Here is a 20,539-nt window from a genome sequence, read left to right as displayed (position 1 = left end):
TCAGGAGGTCCTCGGTCCGCAGGGCTGCACGATCACGCATCCGCATTCGCCGCCGGTATGACCGCAGTTGCTGTCGACGATCTCCTGCTCGGAGACGCGGAAGTTGTCGAGCCGCACCGTATGGTACTGCTCGAAGTACTCGCGCAAGGTCTTCTCGATGCCGGGGTCATAGTCGGGCCGCGCCACGTGCGTCGCGCCGGCCACCACCTTGACCACCTGGCCGTTCTTCACGATCAGCTCGCCGCTCTTGAACACGAACAGCGGCGTCTGGAACATGGCCTCGCGGTCGGCATTGTCCTCGTAGATCGTGATGTCGGCGATGGCGCCCGCGCCGAGATGTCCGCGGTCGCGCAAGCCGAGGCTTCGGGCCGGTCCCGCGCGCGTCATGATGGCGATGTCGTAGAGCGTGTACTCGCGATCAAGCGACTTCAGGATCGTCGCCGCCTGCGCCGCGGGATGCAGCTTCTCAAGCATCTCGTTGCGGAACGTGCGGTCCATGAGCAGCCGGATCAGGTGCGGATAGAAGTAGAACGGCGCGCCGTTCGGGTGGTCGGTGGTCAGGAAGATCCGCCACGGGTCGTTGACGAGCAGGAACAGCTCGAGGCCGATGCACCACTGCAGCGCATTGACGTAGCTCTTGTCGCGATACTTCATCGGCACCACGCCGCAGCCCGCATCGCACTCGATGTCCATCACAACCCACTTCTTCGGGTCGGCGGACTTCGTGTTGCCGTACTGGCGCATGCTGTCGCCGGACGCTGTGCACGTCTGCCCGAACAGGATCTGGCCGATGTCGATCGAGACGTTGCTGTGCTGGTTCAAGAGCTCGGCGATCTGCGGCGCGCCGGAGGAGAACTTCATATCCCCTTCCGTGCCGTAGCTGTGGAACTGGATGTGCGTCAGATGCATCGGCAGGCCTTCCGCGGCGCGGATCGTGGCCAGCGTGGAGTTCATGCTGCCCGGGACGCCGAGGTTGCAGCCGTGGATGTGGATCGGGTGCGGAACGCCGAGTTCCTTCATCCCGCGTGCGAGCGTCAGGATGATGTCGCGCGGCGTCAGACCGTAGAACTCGTGCTTCTCGTCGAGGTCGAGCTGGCGCTGGTTGAACTTGAAGGCGCTGATGCCGCCTGGGTTCACGATCTTGACCGCCAGCGCCTGCGAGGCGTGCATCGTCCAGGCGATGTAGTCCTTGATGAAGGAGAAGTCCTTCTTCTGCGAGAGCGCGCGCAGGAAGAAGTCGTCGCTGCCGAGCATCACGAACGCGCCCTTGTCGATCATGGGCGTATCGCCCATCTCGAGGTGCGCCTGCCGCGCGTTGGCGGGCAGCATCGCCGGCTCGAAGGCGGCCGTGTATCCCATCTCGGCGTAGCGGTAGCCTGCAGTCATCGTCGAGGGCACGGCGTGGCCGCAGCCCGAGCGCAAAAGATCGGTGCGCGCCACCTCATGACCATAGTGGTCCTCCGGCAGCATCGTGCGGCCGATGGTGACCTTGCCGCCGCCGATGTGGCTGTGCGGATCGATAGCGCCCGCCATGACAACGCGGCCGTTGAGCGTGTACTCGGCATCGATACGCGTTCCGGGCCCCGGCGAGGCGACGATGCGCCCGTCCTTGACGTAGATGTCCCGCACCTCGCCGTTGACCCCATTCGCGGGGTCATAGACGGTTCCGCCGGTGAACTTGATCAGCATTCTCTTTGGTCCTCGAGGCGGGAACGAAACTAGAGCGCGAGCTCGATGGCGCCCAGGATGTCGGCGGCCTTCGGTAGGTCCGATCGTCCTAAGTTGCGCAAGGGCAGCGAAACAACGTTGTCGACGCGGATGATGCGCCCAGCGTGATCCGCGCCCGGCGTTCCGATCGGAATGAACACCTTGGGCGTTCCCGCAAGCTTGAGGCCGGGGGTGCCCAGCACGATTGTCGGCAGCTTGGTGGCCGGCGGGCCGAGATCCGGCGAGAACGAGGCCAGCCAGACTAAAAGGTCGCCCTCGCCCGCACCCAGCATGCGTGGAATGGCGTAGCGCAGGAAATCGTAGTCCGGCTTCCCGCTCGCAAACGAGACCCGCAGCGGAAAACCGCTCTGCCACGATCCGACTGCTCCGGCCGAGATGCCGCCCTCGTTGCCGCCGAGCGACAGACCTGCAGCGCGGCCTTTGACATTGAGGTCCTTCACGAGATCGGAAATCGTGCTGACGATGAGGTCCGCGTTCGGGAAGTCGAGACTGGGCGGGGCCCAGACGAACACGGGATAGGCGGCCTTCTGGCAGCGCTCGGCCAACGCCTTCACATCCGCGAGCGGCACACCCGCGACCGTCTCGACCGCCAGTGGCGCACCGCGAATCTCAGCGGCGAGCGCGGCGGCGACCTCACCGATGCGGTCGAGTTCACAGGGAAGTGTGATCACCTCGCCGATGCGCGGCCCCTTTGCGCCGGACTGGTCGAGCCCCTTTCCGACGAAGACGATGGTGCGCTTGGCCGGCGTGTCAGAGAACAGTGACTGCTCGACGTTCACGATGCGCTCGAAGAAGCGCGGGTGCAGCTTATGGACGTCGGAGGCGAGGATAATGAAAATGTCTGCCCGGTTGCGGGCTTCCGTCAGCGTGGTGGTGATCCAGCCGCGCGTCTGCAGCACCCGGAAGTTACGGTATTGGGCTTCGGAGAGTGCGTGGTCCACGACGCCGCCGCTCTTGTCGGCCAGCGCCAGCACGGCGCGGATGCCGTCGACATCGGTGCCGAGACCGCCGTAAAGCGGCAGAGACGATTGTCGGATGAGATCGGTTGCCGCCTGGATGGCGGTGGCGAGATCTACGTCGTGGCCATCGACCTGAGGCTTCGCCCCGTCGACCTTGCGCTCGAAGCCGGCCACGGCTTTGTCGCAGCCGTTCTTGGTGACGCGCAGCCCGGTCTCGTCTTTGGCGAGCTCGAGATCGTCACAAACGAGACCGCAGAACGGGCAGGCGACGTCGGTGATCGCGTTGGACTTGGGCGGCGTGCCCGGGCTTGAGGTCCAATTCGGCATAGTGGGGGGTCTCGTAATTTGATTTGGCGCGGAACAAAAGCATGGACGGGCCGGCAAAACAACAGCCGAAGATGGTGCGCCGCAGGGTGGCGAATAGGCGCATCGATTGCGTGTGTTGCCAACCTTCCCTATTGTCCCGCGCCAGCTGCAAAATGCGGCACGTAAAGCCAAGGAATCCCTGGAGGACTGCTGATGGTTAGATGGTTTGCTTCACTGCTGGCGCTGGTGGCTTTGATGCCGGCCGCCGCCGACGCGCACGGCCCGACTCGCCAGAAGGTGTCGGAGACGGTCGAGATCAACGCTCCCGCCGACAAAGTGTGGGAGGTCGTCGGCAATTTCCAGGACATGAGCTGGCATCCAGCTTTCGTTAAGACCGAGGGCACCGGCGGCAACGACGTTGGAGCCACTCGCACTCTTACGGTCGCGAGCGGCGGACAGATCTTCGAGAAGCTCAGCAAGTACGACGCAGCCAAGAAGAGCCTCGCTTATGAGATCACCGAGGTGGATGTGAAGGTGGTCCCGGTGACCAACTACTCCGCCCACATCACGGTTACGCCTGACGGGGACAAGTCCAAGGTGGAGTGGCGCAGCGCCTTCTACCGCGGCTTCGTGAACAACGACCCCCCGCCAGAGCTCTCGGATGAGGCCGCCGTGAAAGCCATCACCGATGTGTTCCAGACCGGCCTCGCCGCCCTCAAAAAGAAGCTGGAAGGCGGCTGATGCCGCTGAGCCTGCGCTGGACAGTGCAGGAATGCCAAGTGCGGCGAGCGTCGCCGTACTTGGCATCTCTTATGTTGGCAGTCGGGCTATGGGCGGGAGCGTTCGCGAGCGCTGTGGCTGAAACGCAAGCGATTCGCGAGGCCTTCGTCACCAACCAGACCGGGGACACACTCTCGGTTGTCGATCTCGCGACCGGAGCGGCTGTCGAGGAGATCAAGGTTGGCGGCAAGCCGGCCGGCGTTGCCATGGCCCCGGACGGCGGCTTCGCCTATCTGACCTCGCCGGAGAGCAAGGAGCTGGTCGTGGTCGATGCCGGCCAGCGGAAAGTCGTCTCCCGCTTTAAGGTCGGGGAGGGGCCGCTCGGCATCGCCGCGCACCCCTCGGACGGCCGCGTGTTCGTGGCCGACTGGTACGCCCACAAGCTGTTCGCCGTGGATCCCCGCACCGGCAAGGTAATTGCCAGCGTCGACGTCGGTCAGTCGCCGTCCGGCGTTGCCGTCACGGCGGACGGAGCGTCGATCCTCACAGCCGACCGTGACAGCAACGAGGTCTCGCTGATCGACGCCGCCACGCTGCAACGCATGTCCTCCATCGCCGTCGGCCAGCGCCCGTTCGGGGTCACCGTCGATGACCAGGGGCGGCGCGCTTACACGGCCAACGTCGCGAGCGACGACGTGAGCGTGATCGATATTGCAGCGGGCAAGGTCGTGGGGACGGTAAAGGTCGGCCGGCGCCCCTATGCGGTGGCTCTGGCGGGCGGACGCGGCTTCGTCACCGACCAGTATGCAGCCACAGTGACCGTCTTCGACCTCGAGACGCTTGCGGTCGTGAAGACGATCGACGTCGGCGAGTACCCCGAGGGCATCGAGGCCGATCCCACCGGCCGTGCTGTCTACGTGGCCTGCTGGGAAGCCAACACGCTCGAGCGAATTGATACGGCAACTCTTGAGGTCACGGCCCGCATCGATGTCGGCGACGGCCCCCGGGCCTTCGGCCGCTTCCTGCGCTAACGCCACCCGACCCAAACGGCAGCATACGCCCGGAATCTCTCCCTTTTTTTGCCTGTCCGCGCCGGTCCTTGCCGAGAATTCATGTTCGGGAGATTGCCCGGCGGCGGGGTCCGAGGTTAGAAGACTTCCCGAGAAGGCTGCTAGAATGGCGCCCCGTAGGAGGAAAACGAACTATGTTGAGGTTCATTCGCGCGTCCGTCGCGCTGGGCTTGGTGTTGTTGCCGGCTGCAGCAAGCGCCGCAAGCGAGCACAAGGCGGCGCCAATTCTCTTCGAGAGCCGCCAGCTCGATCTCATCAGCAAGGGTGAGGAAGTCACCTACCGTTTCGAGAAGACGGGGTCTGACGAGCGTCTCGTTGGCAAGAACTACGCGGACGACATCCGCCTCGGCGTCGCCAATGTTGGCGGCAAAGGTGAGCGGGACGTGGTCTTCAAGGTATTCACGGGCGATCAGGCGCGCGATCCGCAGAACTGGCCCGACCTCACAATTAATCCGCTCTTTATCTGGTATCTCGACCGCACAGTCGGCACCTTTAACTCGCTGGCGGGCGGAAGCCAGATGTACCTCAAGCACAAGATCCGCGAGGCTTTGGGCAGTGCCACAGCCGAGGAGGTAAAGGCCGATTACAACGGACAATCCGTCGACGCCTACAAGGTCACCATCGCGCCCTTCGCCGAGGACGTGAGCGCGTCGAAGATGCAGGGCTTTCACAAATCGACCTTCACCATTGTCGTAAGCAACCAGGTGCCGGGTTATTTCGTTCACCTCCAGTCGAACTTCGTGAGCACTCAGGCCGCCGGACCTGAGCTCAAGGAAGAGATCAAGGTCGTTGGACTGGCAGGAGAGAAATCGCAATGAACAAGCTGACAAAGCTGCTCGCGCTTGCAGGGTTGGCGGTAGCGGTGGCCGGTGCTGCGGCGTTCGGCGAGGAATGCCCCGACACCAAGACGCAACCGCAGCTCATCAACGACTATCCGACCAATGTGCGCGGCGATTACATCTACGGCTGCATGATGGTCAACGGGCAGACGCGCGACGTGCTCGATAAGTGCGCCTGCTCGATCGACGTGATCGCGTCAGTGCTGCCGTACAAGGAATATGAGGAAGCCGAGACCATCATGGCGGTACGCCAGCGTGGCGGTGAGAGCGTCGCCTATATGTACGCGCCGCCGATGCTCGAGAAGGTGAAAAACCTGAAGCGCGCGCAGGTCGAAGGCGAGGTTCGCTGCTTCTGATCGCGACACCCGCCCGCTGCGGACATTGCTGAAATATAAAAGGGCGCCTCTCACGAAGCGCCCTTTTCCTTGAGCCGGAATTGCGCCAGCGCGGCTTTACGCGCCTTTCGGGCTGGCGTGACCTTTGAAGACTTTGCCGTCCGTATCCTCGGCCGTGACCTCAAGCGTCTCGTCGCCGCCTCCGGCGTACGTGAAGCGGATGTACGGATCCTCCGACAGCGAAATGCCGCCCTCGACGCGGAAGATGCGCTCACCGCCGCGCGAAACGTCGATGACGCGAAGGAACTTGGCGGGGATGTAAAAGCCCGTCGCCTGGTTGAGCTGCAGGCCGGAATACTGCGGATGGCGGATTTTGATCTGTCCCTCGCGACGCGCATCCGCCGTCGCGGGAAGATGCTTGATCTGCATCCGGCCGGCTTCGGCAAGCGCCGCATCGGTATCTTTGAGCGCTGGCGCAGAGCAGCCGCCGGCGGCTTTCACGAAACGCGTCGCCATCAGCAGCTTGCCGTCATTCGTTTCCACGATGGCGCGAATGTTCGAGTACATGTCGACGCGCACGCGCATTTCGATCACGCGCTCCCCGTCGCCGGCCGCCGGACCGAACAGGAACTCGGCCGCCAGGGGTGCCGGGTTCTTGTCGATGACGAGCGCGAGCTTCTTGGCCGATTTCGCCGTGGCAGCAGGGATGCGAATAGTCAGCGGAACGAGAGCCGCGTCCTCGGCGCGATAGGGGGCCTCGAGAGCCACGGCCGACGCGTCCTCGGTCACCGTTCGCCCGCCGAAAAGATCCTGCTCCAGGGCTGGCCAGACATCGTCTTCGGCTGCAGTCAGCGGGCCAGCCAAGCCAAGGACCAGCAGGCCACCGAGTGCAAGACCAGTGAAACCAATGGGGCGCAGCGAATTGCCGAGCCTCCGCCAGACGGAACGCATCGAGCGTCTCCTTTTTCTTTCCGGCTGTTTTTGTGTGCCTCGTCGAGGAGTGCCGGCAAAGCCATCGACGGGTCCGAAGCACATATTATATACGCCGCGACGCCCAATCAGGCATTGTTTCCCGCCCCGCGTTGCCGAATGTGCCGGATTTAGGCGTTTGCGACGATAGACTTCCGCCAAGGTACCGAGGCCCATGCAAGGCCTTGAGGACGTGGCAATCTTCGCCCGCACGCGAACGCCGGAAACATCAAAGCGCGATATTAAGCGTCGCGGGCATTAGTCTCGTTGAATACGGGAAAAATAACCAGAGATTCAAGCGGCTAGGGAGGGAACTCTGCCAAAATGATAAAATTTTTGGGGCAAAAATTATTCACAAAACGAAGAGAAACACAAGGGGACTGCATCACATCTTGCCAGGGAAAAAATCTAGGCGTGCGGCGCAGCAATTTGCATTGCGACGCAAAAAACATCGATAGAATGGCCCTAAAAAAGGGTCAGAATGCTTGTCCTATCGGTGAGATAAGAAAAATGGTCTCACGGATTGTCTTGCAGACCTCACGAGAAAGTGTCTAAAAGGGAGCCACGGTAGCGATGGCTTCAGGGATACTCTCAGTGCAAGAGGTTCCCAATCGTAAGTCAGCGGAAAACAAGGGAAAAATCCCGACAAACCGTATTAGGGCTGTGACACGCTGTCGTTCGCTGCCGCTTGCAAGCGTGGCAAGAACTTTAAGGAGGAAGCGCGATGCGCAGAAGTGCACTCGCATGCGGGCTGCTCGCTACTGCCGCTCTGAGTTCGCCGGTTTTGGCGAACGAGGACGTCATGAAGGCGACGTCAGATCCGAACAACTGGGCAATGCAGCAGGGTCAGTACTCTGGCTGGCGTTACTCGGAACTCGACCAAGTCAACACCTCGAACGTCAAGGACCTCAAGGTTGCTTGGCAGTTCTCGACCGGCGTTCTTCGCGGTCACGAGGGCTCGCCCATCGTTGTTGGCGACCGGATGTACTTGAACTCCGCGTTCCCAAACAACGTGTTCGCCCTCGACATCTCGGACCCGTCGGGCCCGAAGATCCTTTGGAAGTACTCTCCGAAGCAGGACCCCTCCGTTATCCCGGTCATGTGCTGCGACACGGTCAACCGTGGCGTGCAGATCGCTGGTGATACGCTGGTCCTCGGCCAGGCCGACACCACGCTCGTCGCTCTGGACGCCGCGACTGGCAAGGAGAAGTGGAAAGCCGTCAACGGCGATCCCAAGAAGGGTGAGACCCACACGGGCTTCGTCATCATCATCAAAGACAAGGTCATCATGGGCACCTCCGGCGCCGAGTTCGGCGTCCGCTGCCACGTGACGGCTTACAACCTGGCCGATGGCAAGCGCGCTTGGCGCGCCTACTCCATGGGTCCGGATGCCGACATCCTCGTCGATCCTGAGAAGACCCTGTCGCTCGGCAAGCCGGTCGGCAAGGACTCCTCGCTTAAGACCTGGACCGGTGACCAGTGGAAGATCGGTGGCGGTTCGACCTGGGGCTATGCCTCTTACGATCCGGAAGCCGACCTCCTCTACTACGGCACGGGCAACCCCTCGACCTGGAACCCGGCTCAGCGCGCTGGACCGGACGGCAAGCAGATCGACCAGAAGTGGTCGATGACCCTGTTCGCTCGTAACCCCGACACCGGCATCGCTACGTGGGCCTATCAGATGACCCCGTTCGATGAGTGGGACTATGACGGCGTCAACGAGTCGATCCTCACGACGCAGACCTTCGACGGCCAGGAGCGCAAGGTTCTGACGCACTTCGATCGTAACGGCTTCGGCTATACGCTCGATCGTCTGAACGGCGAGCTGCTCGTCGCGCAGCCCTACGACGAGGATCTGAACTGGTCGACCGGCGTCGAGATGGACAAGTCGAAGCCCAACTACGGTCGTCCGACCGTCGTGGCTGAGAAGTCCACCTTCCTCAACGGTCCGGACGTCAACACGAAGAACGTCTGCCCCGCCGCTCTCGGCTTCAAGGATCAGCAGCCTGCAGCTTACTCGCCGCAGACCAACCTGTTCTATGTGCCGGTCAACAACGTCTGCATGGACTACGAGCCGTTCAAGGTTTCGTACACGCCGGGTCAGCCGTACGTTGGCGCGACGCTGTCGATGTTCCCGCCTGAGGGCAAGACGAACTCTGGCCACTTCACGATTTGGGACGGCGTTGCTGGTAAGATCGTTCACCAGCATGACGAGCCCTTCTCGGTTTGGTCGGGCGTCCTGACCACGGCTGGCGGTCTCGCTTGCCACGGCACTCTTGAAGGCTACTTCAAGTGCCGCGACGCGAAGGACGGTGCTGAGCTCTTCAAGCATCGCCTGCCTTCGGGCTCGATCGGCAACGCTATGACCTACGCGGTCGGCGGTAAGCAGTACATCGGCATCTTCTCGGGTGTTGGTGGCTGGGCCGGCATCGGTCTCGCCGCTGGTCTCGATAAGCCGACCGACGGCCTCGGCGCCGTGGGCAACTACGCTGGCCTGAAGGCTTACACCGACCTCGGTGGCACCTTCACGGTCTACGCACTGCCCTAATAGGGTTAGCAAGAAAGCCTGAGCCGGCGCGGGGAAACCCGCGCCGGTTTATTGCGTGAAAGTAATCTTCAATGTGGGTTGTCCGAGCAATCGCTCGTCACCAACTTTTGAAGATTGAGCGGGAACGAATGACTGAATTGTGAGGTCAAAGTTCCCACTATGCGGTTGTGGTTTCGGTTCGCCGAACGTTATGGGAAGAGCATTGAGGAACAGGGGACGCGCGTGAAAAGGTTGAAAACTGGACTACTTGCCGTGAGCTGCTTCAGCGTGGCGGTTGCATTGAGCTTCTCGGCTGCTATGGCGGCACAGGACCCGCCTCCGGCGGAGGCTCCGCCGGCTGACGTCGGCACCGGCAAAGAGCCCCCTCCGACCGAAGTAACCGACGAAGAAAAGGCCAAGGCCGCTAAGGCGCTCGAGCTTGCCAAGTCCGGCAAGAAAGAGCTCGTCGACGGAAAATGGCAGCTGGAGGACGGCACGCCGACCTACAACATCGTCAAGGAAGGCGACGCCATTAAGCAGGTCGACTGGTACACCTATTCCGGCTGGCGCCGTTACCACGCCGAGTGCCACGTCTGTCACGGTCCGAACGCTGAAGGCTCGACCTTCGCTCCCGCGCTGGCGGATTCGCTGAAGACCATGACCTACGAGAAGTTCCTCCAGGTCGTTTCGAGCGGCCAGCGCCGTGACGTTGGCGGCACCTTGTTCATCATGCCGGCGCTCGGCGATAACAAGAACGTCATGTGCTACATCGACGATCTCTACGTGTACATCAAAGCGCGCGCCTCCGGAGATCTTCCTGGCGGTCGTTTGAGCCCTGACCAGCGGGCCGAAAAGCCCAAGGAGGCTCGCGAGTACGAGGACTCCTGCCTCGGTGACTAAGGCGTAGCCGGCAGTTTCGGCGGCTGCCTCTGGATAAGAGAGAAAAAACGATGAGAACGCGCGCCGTATTCGTAACTGCTCTTATGAGCCTCGTAGCCGCCTCGAGCGGTGCCGAGGCCGCTGAAGGCCATCTCGCGGACGCGGTGAACCGTCAGGTTCTCCGCGTCTGCGCCACCCCGTCAAATCTCCCGTATTCGAACGAGAAGGGCGAGGGCTTCGAGAACAAGATCGCAGAGGTCTTTGCCAAGGACCTCAAGCGTCCTCTCGAATACACGTGGTTCCCGCAGGGTTTGGGGTTTGTCCGCAAGACGCTGACGGAAAAGCGCTGTGACCTGATCATGGGCACGGTGCAAGCCGACGAGTACACGCTCAACACCAACCACTACTATCGCACCACCTACGCACTGGTGACGAAGCCGGGTTCGGGCCTTGAGGACGTGACCTCGATCCTGGATCCCAAGCTCAAGGGCAAGAAAGTCGGCATCCAGGCGGGCTCGCCGGCGGCGGACTACGTGGCGAAAGCCGGTCTCATGCCGACCGCGAAATCCTTTCTCTTCATCGTCGACACGCGCTACCAGAACCCCATGCAGGACATGATCAACGACGTGCGCTCCGGCGAGATCGATGTTGGCGTTCTATGGGGTCCCCACGCCGGCTTCTATGCCAAGCAGGGTGGAGAGCCCCTGAACGTTGCGCCAGTCCTGGAGGTGAAGCGAGAGGGCCTTCCGAGGCTCGAGTACCGCATCACCATGGGCGTGCGCGCCAACGAGACGGCATGGAAGCACGAGATCAACAATCTCATCGCCAAGCATCAGGGTGAGATCGACAAGATCCTGCTCGACTACGGTGTGCCGTTGATCGACGAGGACAACAAGTTGATCACCGAGCCGCGCTACCCCAAGGGTACGAACTAGCGGACTTCCGGAAAATCGGGATTGGGTTTTCCGAGAGACACGAGACACACAGCACAGGGCCTTTCCGCACAGCGACTGGTGCGGAAAGGCCCTGATCGTTTGCACGGCGCGCAAGACGTGTCAGTCTGCTCCGGTGCTATTCTGGATGAGCGGGAAGCGTAATCAAGCGAATGAGACGCGCAATTTGCAGGCTTGGTCAGGCGGCCGCGCTGGCCTTCTATCTGGCTGCCAGCGGAGCAACGGCGATCGATGCGGGCGCCGTGCCCGAGCCGGAGGGCTATCGCACGGACGATTACCGATCGCCGGTCCCGAAGACACTCACCGGCGCCCGCGTAATTGGGGCCGACGAAGCCGAGGCGCTGCTCAAGGCGCGAGAGGCGGTGTTTATCGACGTCTTCCCGCGCGCTCCCAAGCCGCCAAATCTTCCTGCCGGCACCGTCTGGCGCGATCCGACCCACATGACGATTGAAGGCGCCCACTGGCTGCCGAACGTCGGCTACGGCGTGCTCTCGCCGGAGTTCGAAACGTACTTCAAATCTCGCCTCGAGCAACTCACGGACGGCGACGGGGTCCGGCCCGTGGTGTTCTTCTGCCTCAAGGACTGCTGGATGTCCTGGAACGCCGGCAAGCGCGCGCTGGAGTGGGGCTATAAGAACGTGATCTGGTTTTCCGAGGGGACTGACGCCTGGCAAGAGGCCGGCTTCGACCTCGTGAAGGCAACACCGGTTCCCTGATCCCGGAGCCTATGCGGCAAGCGCGCGATCGGTGATCTCGCGCAGGCCGCTCTAGCTCGTCATGTTGTTGCGGATCGCGCGCGTCACGGCGTAGAGATGCTCTTCGATCAGCACCGGGATTTCGCACGCCAGCGGGATGTTCGTCTGCCGCTCCTGGAAGATGCGCTGCGCCCAGTTGAATTTCTCACGCGCGTCGGCGAGGTTCGGCGGGTCTTCCGTAGAGCCCGACGGAACCTTTTTCTCGAGCTCGACAATGGCCGTGCTCTGGCGCTCAAGCTCCTTGGCGCGCTCTTTCTGCGACTTCTGATACTTTTCGATGCCGCTCATCACGCTACGCCGCTGACCGGCGACCTTATCGAACAGGCCTGCAAACAGCAGCGTCAGCTTCTCGTCGCGCTTGTCCTCAGGCTGGTCCTTGGCGAATTTCTGGATCGCCGCCTCCGCGTCGTCGAGCGAGATGCGCCGGCTTGCCAGCAGCTCAATGAGATCAGGAATCCCCGGCTCGCGGAACCAGCCCTTCACCCCTTCGATCGGGGGCCCATCCCAGATCTGCGCTGCGGAAATCGACTCGACTTTGCGCTGCACGCAGGGCCAGTCGGTGGTCATGTCGATCGGAGGCGGCGTGGCCTCCGCTTCGCCCTCGATCGTCGTTTGGGGCGCGCCGCCACCCGCGCCGGGGCCGGCATGAAGCGCGCTTGCTCCGAGCACGAGGCACGAAAGGAAGATCGGCAAGGAAAGGCGTTGAGCGGTACTGGTCATGTTTCTTCTCGCATTATCCAGGTTCGCCGAATGCGTTGCTTGATCCCGTCGGCTAGCTCGCGCCACCCGGCCCGCCACGGCGGGAAATCAAGCCTTTGGAGGGGTTATAAGCATAGACCGCGGCCCCAAGGAAGAGCACCGTATACGCCGCAACGACGTAAAGATTGGTGAGATCCACCGAGCCGTCGGGAAGACGAGCCCCCACCTGCCCATAGAGGGCGAAGCGGATCAGCTCGACCGCATACGTGAAGGGGTTGAACAGGCAGATGTCGTGGAGCAGCGGACTGCTCTCGCGGATGCGCCACAGCGGATAGAGCGCCGACGAGGCGAAGAACATCGGGAAGATGACGAAGTTCATGACGCCCGCGAAGTTCTCGAGCTGCTTGATCACCGAGGAGATGAAGAGCGACAGCGAGCCGAGCATCAATCCCGAGAGCAGGAGGGCAGGCAAAACCGTGAAGTAATTCATCGTCGGCGGCGGTAGGCGCCAATAATAGACCGCACCGGCGAGGGCCGCGATCTCGATCACCGTCGCGCCAATGATGGCCCGGCGAATGAAGCGCTCCGAGAAGAGATCCGTCGCTGCATTGAACATCAACAGCACGATAAGCAGCGCCGGTACCGCAAGCAGCGCCCAATGCGCCGTTGCGGGCATGTCGGCTTCCCAGAAGTAGAAGATGGCGAGGAAGACGTAGGACTGGATCGCCGCCACCGCGACGCCGCCGATCAGCTTCGACAGAAGCAGGAAGGAACGCGGGAAGGGGCTGACGAGCAGCGTGCGCATGGCGCCGGTCTCGCGATCGTAAACCATCGAGAGAGACGACTGCATGGCGTTGAACAAGAGGATCATGCCGAGCAGGCCCGGCACGATATACACCTCGTAGAGCACGTAGGTTTCGTACGGCGGGATGATCGAGACGCCGAGCACCTGGCGGAAACCGGCTGCGAAGATGAACAGCCAGACTAGCGGCCGAACGAGCGCCGAGAAGAAACGCTCGCGCTGATGCAGAAAGCGCAGCACCTCGCGCCAGACGATGCCGCGGAAGCAGTAGAAGTAGGCGAGCAGGCCCAGCCGGCGCGGCGCGGCGTCGGCACCCGAAGTCGATTGTGGCGTAGCATCGGAGTGCACGATATCGACGTTCATGCGGCCTCCTCTTCGGCCGATGCGGGCCCTGTGAGAATACGAAACGCGTCGCGAGGCGTGATGGCTCCCGTCTCAGCCAGAAATCCGGGCAGATGGCCCGAGAACAGCACCTTGCCCTTGTGCAACACGAAGATCAGGTCGGTCTCGGCGATCTCGTCGATGAGGTGCGTGGCCCAAAGCACGCCAAGCCCTTGTCGCTGCACGAGCCCGCGCACGATGCCGATAACGCTTTCGCGCGAGCCGATGTCGAGGCCGACCGTCGGTTCGTCGAGCAGCAGACAGCCGGGCTTATGGAGAAGCGAGCGGGCGATTTCGACGCGCCGCGCCTGGCCGCCCGAAAGGTTTCGCACTTTGTCATGGGCACGGTCAGCGAGCCCGACCGTCGTGAGTGCGTCCGCGGCCCGTCGCTTCGCCTCTCGCGTGCCGATGCCATGCAGGGCCGCGTGATAAAGCAGGTTTTGCTGCAGCGACAGATCGCCGTCGAGCGTCTTCGATTGGAACACGACGCCGAGCCGTTGCAAGGCTGCACCCGGCCGGCGGCGAACATCGTTGCCGAGGATACGGATCTCTCCGGAGACGTTGTCGTAGAGACGCGTGACCAGCGAGAACAGCGTCGACTTGCCCGCGCCGTTGAGGCCGAGCAGAACGCCGAACGTTCCGCGCGGCACGGTCAGCGAAACGTTGTCGAGCACGCGCTTCTCGCCAAAGCTATGGCTCACGCCTTCGACAACGAGTGCGTCAGGGTGCGAATTTTCGGTGGCGTCGCTCACTGTCCGGTCAAATCCTTTTCGTCGAGATCGCGGCGGCTGGAGGTCCATCGTTGAAGAAGCGCGGCCCGACTATCGCGCACTCGCCTTTGCCAGTCGACTTGCACTTGGGGGAGCAAGCTTTCCCAATGACGATGGAATAGTCCCAAACTACGCTCCGGCGAGCAGCCGCCATGATCCTCTCCGAGATTTACCGTCGGGCAAGGCGGAGGCGCCGGCTCCGCCTCCCAGCTTAGAACGGGGCTGAAACCACACCCCAGGGATAACGCCCGACTTTGATCGATTTCGTCACGCGCAGCGATTCAACGTCGATGACGGAGACGTCGTTCGAAGTGCCGTTGGTGGTGAATAGGAGCTTCTCATCGGGCGTAAAGCCGAGGTTCCAGACACGCTGCCCGACCAGAAGATACTTCTCCACCTCGCGCGTCTCCACGTTGACGACCGCTACGCGATTGGCCGGCCCAAGTGCGACGAAGGCCCTCTTGCCGTCTTTCGTGATGCGCACGCCCACGGGCTGGATGGCATCCTTGTTGATGCCCTGGATCTCGAACGTTACCTTGCCCAGAACCTTGCGCGTGTCCGTCTCGATAACGGTCACCGTGCCACCGATCTCGGCGCTGACCCACACTTGCTTGCCGTCCGGCGTGAACTCGGCAACGCGTGGCCGGTTGTCGACCAGCACGTTGTCGATGTTCTTGAAGCTGTGCGCATCGATGAAGTGCGCCATGTTGGTCGTTTCGGACGTGTTGACGAGGATCTTCCCGTCCGGGCTCATGCCCATACCCTCCGGCTCGACGCCGACCGGAACGTCCGTGATGATCGTGCCCTTGAAGATGTCGACGACGGTGACGAGGTTGTCGTCCTCGTTCGACACGTAAAGCGGGTTGCCGGAGATGTGCAGGATCGGAAGCTCGGGATCGGGGCCCGACGGCAGATCCTTGATGTGCTCGAAGGTCTCGGTGCTGAACACCTGCATCTTGTTATCGTCGCTGGCGCACACGATCACCCACTTGCCTTCGTTGGCAAGGATGATGCCCCGTGGACGCATCCCCGTATTGATGGTGTGGATCACCTCGAGCTTCTCGCTGTCGATGACCGAGATCGTGTTTTCCTTTTCGTTCGAGACGAACACCCGATAGGCTGAGGCGCTCGAAGCGCTCATTGCCAGCAGGGAAGCGGCCAAAGCAATTGCGAGGCCATGCCGTTGTCTTGTCACGTCGAAGCTCCTTGGTCGTTCGCTCGAGTTCTTTTTTAGTTAGTTTTTATAGGCTGTGCACTTGCTCTCAGGCTGGTCCGTTCCCAGTGTGTCGAGCTCGGTTAACTGGTGAAGGAAACCTGGTTGAGGCGATACCGTGACGTGAAGCTTGTCGGTCGCCACGATAATGGGCTGGCGAAGCTGTCCATTCCAGGTGCGGTAGGTGACCTTCTGACCCTTGAAGGCCGCAAGCTCGAATTCGGGTGAGCGCATATAGCCGATGAGCGTCTTGGTATCGGCCGTGTTCTTGCGTGTCGCGGCCTCGCCCACGGAGCGTACTGCTGCCCAGGCATTATAGTCGAGCGGCCGCATATTGCGCTTGGCGAGTCTCTTGAAGCGGTTTTGAAACTGCGTGCCGCCCCAGAGCTCGGTGGCCGGATGCCAGGGCGTTGCAAACAGGCCCGCTGTGCCGACCACCGGCCGCGAGATCCAAGTCCGATAAGGGAAATAGTCGCCGAACAGCTCGCCTTCGTCTGCAACGACGACGACGTCATGCTCAGGGAGTCCCTGCATGAAGCTCGGTATCTGCTGCTGGATCTGCTCGAAGCCGCCATCGGCCCGCCGACTGCCGGGATCATAGTCAAACACACGCTCATCGACGATCTTGTGCCCGAAGCGCTTCGCGGTGCGCCTGATGGCATCGGCGTAAAGCTTGTCCTCCGGTGTTTGACCGACGACGAGCACCCAGTTGCGCCACTGCTTCCATGCCAGGTATTGACCGAGTGCGTCGGTCAGCATGGTGCGCGACGGCGCCGTGTGCTTGACATTGACCCGGCACTCTTCTTCGCGCAGCACCTCGTCCGGCGCTGAGGTGTTGAACACCAAGGCGTCTTTGGCCTTCAGCGCATCGGCGATCTTGAGCAAGGTCTGCGGGCTGGCATCGACGACAACAAACGGAACGCCGCCGTCAACGCGCTTCGTGATCTCCGAAACGAGCTCATCGGGGTTCGCGCTGTCGAATGTGTCCAGACTGAATTCCTGTTTCAGGAAGCGCCCAGTAGTATTGTTATCCGAGATCGCGAGTTTCGCGCCGGCAACGCCGTCGTCGTCCGGCGGAATGTCGAGTAGCGACAGGGGCGGCAGGCGATCCTCGCGAATTTCCCTCGCCATCAGTAGTCGGATCTTCAGCATTGCCTCATCGCCCGCGGCAAGGGCGTTCGCCGGTGCGGCAGGGGGCGCTGCCGGTGCGGGCGCGCCCTCGCCGGCAATTGCGGTCAGAGGCAGGGCAATCCCTACGGTTAGCGCGGCAAGAAGGGAAGTTTCCCTAAGGAAAACACCACGCAGGCGACAAAAAACAGACCGGGCGGGCCGAGATGCCGGCCCAGTTGAGAAGCTCATAGCGTTTCCTCCCGGTGGACGGTCCTAGCAGCGCCAAGACCGAGCCGGTATATTGTAACATCTTCCCTGGGAACATCGCATCGAATTGCCAATTGTCAAGTTCGTGGCAGGCGGCCCTCTCGCTTTTGTTACAGCCCGTGAGGGCGGCCTTCCGGGACATTGCACTTGCAAATCGCTATCTATCGAACACACGTTATACAGTAAGCAAAAACAGGTTCGGGAGGATGGCAGGACCACATGAAGAAAAGTCGAGTGGCGGCTTGGCTTGCAGCGGTTTTGGCACTGGTGGCGGCGGCTCCAAGCATCGCCACTGCTGCGCCGAAGTTGGCAATCTTCCCGATCGATATGTCGATGCCGCGTTCCGAGGAAGATTTTTTCCGGGGCGTGTCGGGACCAAATCCCGACGAGCAGAAGCGCTTGAGTTTGGCCCGCGATGAGCTGGAAAAGCGGTTCGCCGAGAGCGGACGCTATGAAATCGTCGATCTCACACCCATTTCCGAAGAGATAAAGGCTGCCCAGCCGATCTTCGAATGCAATGGATGCGAGGTGGACCTCGCCGCAAAGGCCAAGGCCGATCTTGTCATGACCGCGCTCATCGACAAGATCTCGGAAACGCACCTGAGCCTGACGGTTGCGATTATCGACGTGGCTGAGAGCAAGCTCGTGAACAATGCGAGCGTTCTCATCCAGGGCAACACAGATGAATCTTGGCTGCACGGCGTCCGCTGGCTGGTGAGGAACCGGCTGCTGACGAAGGACGAGTCCAAATGATCGATCGCCGTCAGCTTCTGGCCACAACGGGCGCAGCCGTTGTTGCGGCCTCCGTGCCGATCGCGCCCGTCCGTGCTGGCAAGGCTCCGCTGCGCTTGGCATCCGTGAAGTATGGCTCGCTATCCTGGGTCATCGAAACAATTCGCGCGCTTGAACTTGAGAAGAAGGCCGGCTTGCAGTTCGAGGTCGTCGAGGTGGCCTCCAATCAGGCAGGTCCTATCGCGCTTTTGGCCGGTGGTGCGGACGTCATCGTGTCCGACTGGACATGGGCGATGCGTCAGCGCGCGCTTGGAGAGAAGCTGAAGTTTTCGCCCTATTCCTCGGCACTTGGTTCGCTTGTCGTGCCGGCGGACAGCGCCATCAAGGACATCGGCGGGCTCGAAGGGCGGACGCTGGGCGTCGCCGGCTCGGCTATCGACAAGAGCTGGCTCCTGCTTCGCGCCTATTCCAAGAAAGCGCTTGGACGCGACATGGCCCAGTACGCGCGCCCGACGTTCGGTGCCGCGCCGCTCCTCGCCGAGGAGATCCGCTCCGGCCGCGTCGACGCTGTTCTCAATTTCTGGACCTATTCTGCTCGCCTCACGGGCAGCGGGTTCCACGAGATTCTGACCGTCAGCGAAATCATGAAGAACTTGGGCATTGACCCGGTGCCCGCGCTCGTGGGCTTCATCTGGAAGGAAGACTACGAAGCCTCCAATGGCGCGGAGGTCGCGACGCTGCTCAAGATCGTGGGCGAGGCAAATGCGGTGCTCGCGAAAGATGACGCGGCGTGGGAGCGTCTGCGCCCGCTCGTGAAGCCCGCGACTGACGAGGAGTTCCTCGCCATCATCGCCGCCTATCGTTCCGGCATTCCAAACCCCTGGGGACCGGCCGAGCTTGCTTCGGCGCAGAAGCTCATGGAGGTGCTGGTTGCCGCGGGTGACGCGGAGTTGATGGGCCACGGCACCGAATTCGATGCGAAGCTGTTCCACGATGCAGCGATATAGCCCAGCAGTCCGCGCCAGTTCCGATCAACCCTGGCATATCCGTGTCGCCTGGGGCGTCGGATCGATCTTGGCCTTCCTGTTGTTCTGGGAGGTGCTGGCGCTCGTCATCCAACATAGGCATCTGCCCGCCCCGACCGTTGTCTTCGCGGCCATGGGTCGCGAGTTCGCGAGCGGCGAGTTGATGTATCACATCGGCATGACGCTCTTCCGCGTCGCCATCGCCTTCATCTTCGCCATGTCCATCGGCTCGGCGATCGGCATTGTCATGGGTCGCAACGGGCGCATAGATCAGTTCTTCGACAGCTGGCTTGTCCTGTTCCTGAACCTGCCCGCACTCGTCATCATCATCCTGTGCTACGTGTGGTTCGGCCGCACAGAGGCTGCGGCAATCATAGCCGTTGCCGTGAACAAGCTGCCGAACGTCGCCGTAACCGTGCGCGAGGGCGCGCGCGCGCTGTCACGCGATCTCGCCGAGATGGCGCACATGTACCGCTTCGGCTGGTGGAAGACGCTTCGCCATGTCACGCTGCCGCAGCTCTCGCCATATTTCCTTGCGTCCGCCCGCACCGGCCTGTCGCTGGTCTGGAAGATCGTGCTCGTCGTCGAGCTGCTGGGCCGTTCCGATGGCGTGGGCTTCCAGCTCGGCACCTATTTCCACATGTTCGACGTCTCCATGATCCTGGCCTATGCGCTGGCCTTTATCGCCGTCGTCCAATTGATCGAGTTCGGTATTTTGCAGCCGATCGCGGCACGGGTGAACCGATGGCGGAGGTAGCAGAGCGCGCGAGCGGCACCGCGACTGGGGGCCTCAAGGTCCGCGTCGCGAAGAAGGTGTTCCCCGCCGTCGGCGATCGTCCCGCGCAGTCTGTGCTGAAGGATATTGCGATCGACATCGATCCGCGCTCGTTCGTCGTCATCACGGGGCCATCGGGCTGCGGCAAGTCCACGCTTCTGAATATCATCGCGGGTCTCGACAGCGACTACGAGGGCGAGATCGTGCTCGGAGGGCCGGACACGAAGCTCGGCTATGTTTTCCAGTCGCCGCGCCTTCTGCCCTGGCGCACCGTCTACGAGAACATTGCGCTTGCGCTGCCCGACGGCGATCCTCGTCATGCGCGCATCGACGAGATGCTGCGACAGGTTGGCCTCGAGGGCTTTGCGTCGCAGTATCCGGAGAGGCTCTCGCTCGGCATGCAGCGCCGCGCGGCGCTGGCCCGCGGCTTCATCACCGAGCCCGATGTGCTGTTGATGGACGAGCCCTTCGTTTCGCTCGACGATCCGACGGCCCAATCTCTGCGCGAGCTTCTGATCGGCCTCTGGAACAGGCGTCCGACCACGGTGATCTTCATTACCCATGATCGCACCGAGGCGGTCATGCTGGGCACCCGTATCTTGCGCATGTCGGGCGCAAATGCGACTATCAGCCAGGATGAGGCCGTGCGCCTCTCGCCCTCCGAGCGGACCGACCGGGACGCCGTGCTGGCTGAGCAAAGGCGCATCTTCCACGAGGCGTGAGCC

At 62.0% G+C, this 20,539-nt stretch carries 20 protein-coding genes; 12 read left to right on the top strand and 8 right to left on the bottom strand.

The genetic code is table 11. The features are described from left to right. Together CS1GBM3_RS05540 and CS1GBM3_RS05535 are read right to left on the bottom strand one after the other, a co-directional pair. Complete coding sequence (locus CS1GBM3_RS05540) at window positions 1-1,689, bottom strand: formylmethanofuran dehydrogenase subunit A (RefSeq protein WP_072392469.1); 1,689 nt, start codon at window positions 1,687-1,689, stop codon at window positions 1-3. A gap of 29 nt (window positions 1,690-1,718) precedes the next feature. Beyond that, the gene (locus CS1GBM3_RS05535; protein ID WP_072392466.1) at window positions 1,719-3,014 is read right to left on the bottom strand and encodes a formylmethanofuran dehydrogenase; all 1,296 of its coding nucleotides are present in this window, start codon (window positions 3,012-3,014) and stop codon (window positions 1,719-1,721) included. 192 nt (window positions 3,015-3,206) lie between these two features. On the opposite strand from CS1GBM3_RS05535, the gene CS1GBM3_RS05530 reads away from it, so the two are divergent. From CS1GBM3_RS05530 to CS1GBM3_RS05515, 4 genes are all read left to right on the top strand, one after another. Then, entirely contained in the window at window positions 3,207-3,734 is a 528-nt protein-coding gene (locus CS1GBM3_RS05530) for an SRPBCC family protein (protein WP_072392464.1), read from the top strand. A gap of 71 nt (window positions 3,735-3,805) precedes the next feature. Continuing rightward, window positions 3,806-4,744: a YVTN family beta-propeller repeat protein gene (locus CS1GBM3_RS05525; protein ID WP_072392462.1), complete on the top strand. Its 939-nt coding sequence runs from the start codon at window positions 3,806-3,808 to the stop codon at window positions 4,742-4,744. Between the two features lie 173 nt (window positions 4,745-4,917). Further along, window positions 4,918-5,601, top strand: a complete 684-nt coding sequence (locus CS1GBM3_RS05520) for a hypothetical protein (RefSeq protein WP_072392460.1) — start codon at window positions 4,918-4,920, stop codon at window positions 5,599-5,601. Beyond that, entirely contained in the window at window positions 5,598-5,978 is a 381-nt protein-coding gene (locus tag CS1GBM3_RS05515; protein ID WP_072392458.1) for a hypothetical protein, read from the top strand. The genes CS1GBM3_RS05520 and CS1GBM3_RS05515 overlap by 4 nt, the downstream gene beginning before the upstream one ends. Before the next feature lie 96 nt (window positions 5,979-6,074). On the opposite strand, the gene CS1GBM3_RS05510 is transcribed toward CS1GBM3_RS05515, so the two are convergent. Beyond that, window positions 6,075-6,908 carry a quinoprotein dehydrogenase-associated SoxYZ-like carrier gene (locus CS1GBM3_RS05510; protein WP_072392456.1) on the bottom strand — a complete coding sequence of 278 codons (834 nt, stop codon included), beginning with the start codon at window positions 6,906-6,908 and terminating at the stop codon, window positions 6,075-6,077. Window positions 6,909-7,650: 742 nt separating this feature from the next. Here CS1GBM3_RS05510 and CS1GBM3_RS05505 point away from each other — a divergent pair. The 4 genes from CS1GBM3_RS05505 to CS1GBM3_RS05490 all read left to right on the top strand — a co-directional run bounded on the left by CS1GBM3_RS05505 (window position 7,651) and on the right by CS1GBM3_RS05490 (window position 12,001). Next, window positions 7,651-9,474, top strand: a complete 1,824-nt coding sequence (locus CS1GBM3_RS05505) for a methanol/ethanol family PQQ-dependent dehydrogenase (RefSeq protein WP_072392454.1) — start codon at window positions 7,651-7,653, stop codon at window positions 9,472-9,474. A gap of 222 nt (window positions 9,475-9,696) precedes the next feature. Then, window positions 9,697-10,353: a c-type cytochrome, methanol metabolism-related gene (locus tag CS1GBM3_RS05500; RefSeq protein ID WP_244534557.1), complete on the top strand. Its 657-nt coding sequence runs from the start codon at window positions 9,697-9,699 to the stop codon at window positions 10,351-10,353. A gap of 50 nt (window positions 10,354-10,403) precedes the next feature. Then, on the top strand, window positions 10,404-11,267 hold the full coding sequence (locus tag CS1GBM3_RS05495; RefSeq protein ID WP_072392452.1) for a substrate-binding domain-containing protein: 864 nt from the start codon (window positions 10,404-10,406) through the stop codon (window positions 11,265-11,267). 170 nt (window positions 11,268-11,437) lie between these two features. Next, window positions 11,438-12,001, top strand: coding sequence for a PQQ-dependent catabolism-associated CXXCW motif protein (locus CS1GBM3_RS05490; protein ID WP_083567118.1), 564 nt, complete (start codon window positions 11,438-11,440; stop codon window positions 11,999-12,001). 51 nt (window positions 12,002-12,052) lie between these two features. On the opposite strand, the gene CS1GBM3_RS05485 is transcribed toward CS1GBM3_RS05490, so the two are convergent. The 5 genes from CS1GBM3_RS05485 to CS1GBM3_RS05465 all read right to left on the bottom strand — a co-directional run bounded on the left by CS1GBM3_RS05485 (window position 12,053) and on the right by CS1GBM3_RS05465 (window position 17,057). Next, window positions 12,053-12,760: a hypothetical protein gene (locus tag CS1GBM3_RS05485; RefSeq protein ID WP_072392450.1), complete on the bottom strand. Its 708-nt coding sequence runs from the start codon at window positions 12,758-12,760 to the stop codon at window positions 12,053-12,055. 52 nt (window positions 12,761-12,812) lie between these two features. Continuing rightward, the gene (locus CS1GBM3_RS05480) at window positions 12,813-13,904 is read right to left on the bottom strand and encodes an ABC transporter permease (protein WP_072392448.1); all 1,092 of its coding nucleotides are present in this window, start codon (window positions 13,902-13,904) and stop codon (window positions 12,813-12,815) included. Further along, a complete protein-coding gene (locus CS1GBM3_RS05475) occupies window positions 13,901-14,674 on the bottom strand; it encodes an ABC transporter ATP-binding protein (protein WP_072392446.1) in 774 nt (257 codons plus the stop codon). The genes CS1GBM3_RS05480 and CS1GBM3_RS05475 overlap by 4 nt, the downstream gene beginning before the upstream one ends. 229 nt (window positions 14,675-14,903) lie before the next feature. Next, window positions 14,904-15,833 (bottom strand): PQQ-dependent catabolism-associated beta-propeller protein, encoded by a 930-nt coding sequence (locus CS1GBM3_RS05470; protein ID WP_083567113.1) that lies wholly within the window; start codon window positions 15,831-15,833, stop codon window positions 14,904-14,906. Between the two features lie 93 nt (window positions 15,834-15,926). Beyond that, window positions 15,927-17,057, bottom strand: coding sequence for an ABC transporter substrate-binding protein (locus CS1GBM3_RS05465; RefSeq protein ID WP_139247800.1), 1,131 nt, complete (start codon window positions 17,055-17,057; stop codon window positions 15,927-15,929). Window positions 17,058-17,501: 444 nt separating this feature from the next. On the opposite strand from CS1GBM3_RS05465, the gene CS1GBM3_RS05460 reads away from it, so the two are divergent. The 4 genes from CS1GBM3_RS05460 to CS1GBM3_RS05445 are packed head-to-tail and all read left to right on the top strand — an operon-like array spanning window position 17,502 to window position 20,536. Then, on the top strand, window positions 17,502-18,035 hold the full coding sequence (locus CS1GBM3_RS05460) for a DUF3280 domain-containing protein (RefSeq protein WP_072392440.1): 534 nt from the start codon (window positions 17,502-17,504) through the stop codon (window positions 18,033-18,035). Then, complete coding sequence (locus CS1GBM3_RS05455; protein ID WP_072392437.1) at window positions 18,032-19,021, top strand: ABC transporter substrate-binding protein; 990 nt, start codon at window positions 18,032-18,034, stop codon at window positions 19,019-19,021. Before CS1GBM3_RS05460 ends, CS1GBM3_RS05455 begins: the two co-directional genes overlap by 4 nt. After that, complete coding sequence (locus CS1GBM3_RS05450) at window positions 19,008-19,796, top strand: ABC transporter permease (protein WP_083567108.1); 789 nt, start codon at window positions 19,008-19,010, stop codon at window positions 19,794-19,796. Before CS1GBM3_RS05455 ends, CS1GBM3_RS05450 begins: the two co-directional genes overlap by 14 nt. Then, entirely contained in the window at window positions 19,784-20,536 is a 753-nt protein-coding gene (locus CS1GBM3_RS05445) for an ABC transporter ATP-binding protein (protein WP_072392434.1), read from the top strand. Before CS1GBM3_RS05450 ends, CS1GBM3_RS05445 begins: the two co-directional genes overlap by 13 nt. Window positions 20,537-20,539 lie beyond the last annotated feature (3 nt).

The organism is Hyphomicrobium sp. CS1GBMeth3 (assembly GCF_900117455.1).
Lineage (GTDB): Bacteria > Pseudomonadota > Alphaproteobacteria > Rhizobiales > Hyphomicrobiaceae > Hyphomicrobium_C.
Note: the sequence above shows the minus strand (reverse complement) of the source record. Positions and strands in the feature narration are given on the sequence as shown.